This window comes from Deltaproteobacteria bacterium, from assembly GCA_020845775.1.
Classification (GTDB): Bacteria; Bdellovibrionota_C; UBA2361; order SZUA-149; family JADLFC01; genus JADLFC01.
In genome coordinates this window covers 1-3,384 of sequence record JADLFC010000184.1, presented here as the reverse complement: position 1 = coordinate 3,384, position 3,384 = coordinate 1, and the positions used below count along the sequence as shown (strand labels likewise).

Below are 3,384 nucleotides of genomic sequence, written 5' to 3'. Positions count from 1 at the left end.
CCCCGGTTTGCAATATTACTACCAAAAACTCCTTGCCATAGCTCTCTAATTTTTTTGCTCCCACGCCGGAAATGGCTTGCATATCTCTTAACGTCCCTGGGCGCTTGGTAGCCATTTCCCACAAAGTAGCATCGTTAAATATAATGTATGGCGGAAGGCGTTTCTTCTTAGCGAGAGCAAGGCGCTTCTCCCTCAAAGACTCGAACAAACTCTTTGTGCGCGCATCTAACGTTCCGCCACCCTTTGCAACTGCGGAATGCGCCCGCATAGACCTTGCCGCTTTCTTTGTCGATGCATCCAAATCCTTGCGAAAGAAAATCGGCTTTTCGGCTTTTAAAATCTCTTTGCTTTGCTCAGTTAAATAAAATCCACCATAACCATCTATATCCACTGCCAAATACCCAGCCGCAACCAGCTGACGCAATACGCCAAGCCAGGCAGCTTTGGACAAACCTTTACCAATGCCAAACGTGCTAAGTTTGTCGTGTCGAAATTTTTTAACGCGCTCGTTTTCTACGCCCCTTAGCACATCAACGACATGTGCAGCACCAAAACGCTGCCCAGTTCTATAAATGCAAGAAAGCGCTTGCTGAGAAGCTATAGTACCATCCCATGTTTCTGGGGGATTTAAACAGTTATCACAATTGCTGCAATTTACTGGATGTTGCTCTTCAAAATAATTTAACAACACGCGCCTTCTACACAAAGTAGTCTCTGCATAGCCGACCAGAGCATTTAGCTTGCGATTTTCGACTTGCTTGCGCTCATCGCTTGCCTCCGAGCTACTTATAAGTTGGCGCATCACAACTACATCCGACAGTCCATACGCCATCCACGCAATTGCCGGCAAACCATCTCTACCAGCCCGCCCAGTTTCTTGATAATAAGCCTCAACACTTCTGGGAATATCTAGATGAGCCACAAACCTAACATTGGGTTTATCTATCCCCATACCAAATGCAATCGTAGCTACCATCACTACGCCCTCGCCCTGTAAAAATTTATCTTGGTTTCTCTTCCTTAACTCGCTTTCTAAACCTGCATGATAGACCAAGGCGTTAAAACCCTGAGCCCTTAGCCACTCGGCCGTCTCCTCAACTTTTTTGCGCGATAAACAATACACAATCCCGGACTCGCCAGCACACTCGCTTCTAATAAAACGCAACAGCTGTTGTCGGGGATTGTCTTTTAAAACCACTCGGTAGTTAATATTGGGGCGATTAAAGCTAGCGACAAAAATTTTTGCCTCACTCAATTCGAGCCTGTTTACTATCTCCCTTTGCGTCGGAACATCTGCCGTTGCAGTTAAAGCAATGCGCGGAACTCCTGGAAAGCGATGTCTTAGCACATTGAGCTGCATATACTCTGGGCGAAAATCATGCCCCCATTGAGACACGCAATGCGCTTCGTCAATAGCAAACAAACTTAGCTTTATAGAGGCGAGCATATCTAGGAAGCCGTCCATCAACAGCCTTTCGGGAGCGACGTAGAGCAAATCTAAATTGCCAGCAAAGAGGTTTCGCTTTACTTTTTTTGCTTCCTCAGCACTTAAGCTAGAATTTAATACTCCCGCGCGAATGCCAAGCTGATCCAAAGCTTGAACCTGATCCTGCATTAGCGCAATCAATGGACTAATGACTATGCCTACACCACTGCGAATTATTGACGGTATCTGATAACATAAAGACTTCCCGCCACCAGTCGGCATGAGAACAAAAGCATCCTTGCCTTCGATGATGTGGCCGATGATTGCTTCTTGCTGTCCCTTAAAAGCTTTATACGCATAGACGGACTCAAGAATACTTCGGGGGCTATGGCTCATATCAGAATTTTGCATTAGACACACTTTTTGCGATAAGCTGCAAATATAAAGGTGGTGGCGCTTATGCTGCTTCTTTTGGGTTTAACATAGTAAGACAAGGAGTACTTACATGCAACACGAATTACCAGCACTAGACTATGATTACAATGCCCTTGAACCTCACATCGATGGACAGACCATGCGCTTGCATCACGACGTGCATCACTTGGCATATGTAAAGGGATTAAACACGGCAGAGGGCAAGCTTGCGGAGGCACGCGAAGCTGGAGATTTTACCTTAGTAAAACACTGGGAGCGCGAGCTTGCGTTTCATGGAGCAGGCCATTTCCTTCACTGCGTCTTTTGGAAGAACATGAGCCCAAAAGGCGGTGGAAAGCCTAGTGGCGCATTGCTTAAAAAAATCGAAAAGGATTTTGGTAGTTACGATGCGTTTGTTGCGCAGTTTAAGGCGGCTGCGGCGGCAGTAGAGGGTTCGGGCTGGGCTATGCTTGCTAAGAATCACGTAAGCAATAAGCTAGAAATTCTAATGGCTGAAAAGCACCAAAACCTTTCGCAGTGGGTAGTGGAGCCATTATTAGTAATTGACGTTTGGGAGCATGCCTATTACCTAAAATATCAAAACAGGCGCCCTGATTACATAAATGCTTTTTTCAATGTAATTAACTGGGCCGATGTGGAGGAACGGTATAATTTGTTTGCTCAGGATGAGAGCGCAGGATGTTGCTGCAAGGGCCACTAGTTAGAATCATTGTTGTTTAGATTAGAAAACATAAGAGGGTAACATTGCCATGAAACCGCGCATTCTCGCCTTTGCGGGTAGCACTCGTACAAAATCTTTTAACAAAATGCTAGTTACGCTTGCCGCGAAGGAGGCCGAAGCGGCGGGAAGCGATGTTACCCTTATTGATCTACGCGACTATCCGATGCCACTCTATGATGGCGACCTAGAAGAAACTAAGGGCTTTCCCGAAAACGCCGTTAAACTATACGACCTTTTTAAGCAGCATGATGGACTCTTATTGGCATGCCCGGAATACAATAGCTCAATATCCGGAGTTTGGAAGAACACAATTGACTGGGTTTCGCGGCCGAGATCAGGAGAAGAATATTTAGCAGCATTTACAGGGAAAACCGCTGCCATATTTTCTGCTTCCATTGGAGCCTTAGGAGGCCTACGCGGTCTGGTCCATGTCAGAGCAATTCTCAACAACATTAATGTTCTGGTGATTCCTTCTCAAGTCACCATCCCCAACGCATCGCAGGTCTTTTCAGAGAACGGCACAATAAACGATAAAAAAATTGTCGATAAAGTTAGCGCTATTTCACGCGAGCTAGTAGAAACTACTAAGAGGTTGAAAGCCCTTTAATTACCTACCGGGCTTTCGCTTAAAAAACGTATCATGAAAAATAATGCCGTTTTTTTTCATGATATTCATGGCCTATACCGTTTCCAAAAAGTAAGTTAAATATTTTACTTTTTGGAAACGGTATTTGTTGTTTATTGGCAAGTGCTTACGCACTTGCTGTTTATACCATTTACAAAAATCCTTTTTGTAAATGGT

General features: G+C 44.9%; 3 protein-coding genes. 2 read left to right on the top strand and 1 reads right to left on the bottom strand.

The window, feature by feature from the left end; genetic code table 11:
• The coding region (gene recQ / locus IT291_11335; GenBank protein ID MCC6221822.1) for a DNA helicase RecQ at positions 1-1,822 on the bottom strand (1,822 nt) is incomplete at its 3' end.
• Positions 1,823-1,931: 109 nt separating this feature from the next.
• Between recQ and IT291_11330 the strand changes: the two genes are divergently transcribed.
• Both IT291_11330 and IT291_11325 read left to right on the top strand, forming a co-directional pair.
• Positions 1,932-2,561, top strand: coding sequence for a superoxide dismutase (locus IT291_11330; GenBank protein MCC6221821.1), 630 nt, complete (start codon positions 1,932-1,934; stop codon positions 2,559-2,561).
• A gap of 49 nt (positions 2,562-2,610) precedes the next feature.
• Positions 2,611-3,189: an NAD(P)H-dependent oxidoreductase gene (locus tag IT291_11325; protein MCC6221820.1), complete on the top strand. Its 579-nt coding sequence runs from the start codon at positions 2,611-2,613 to the stop codon at positions 3,187-3,189.
• The last annotated feature ends 195 nt before the right edge of the window (positions 3,190-3,384 follow it).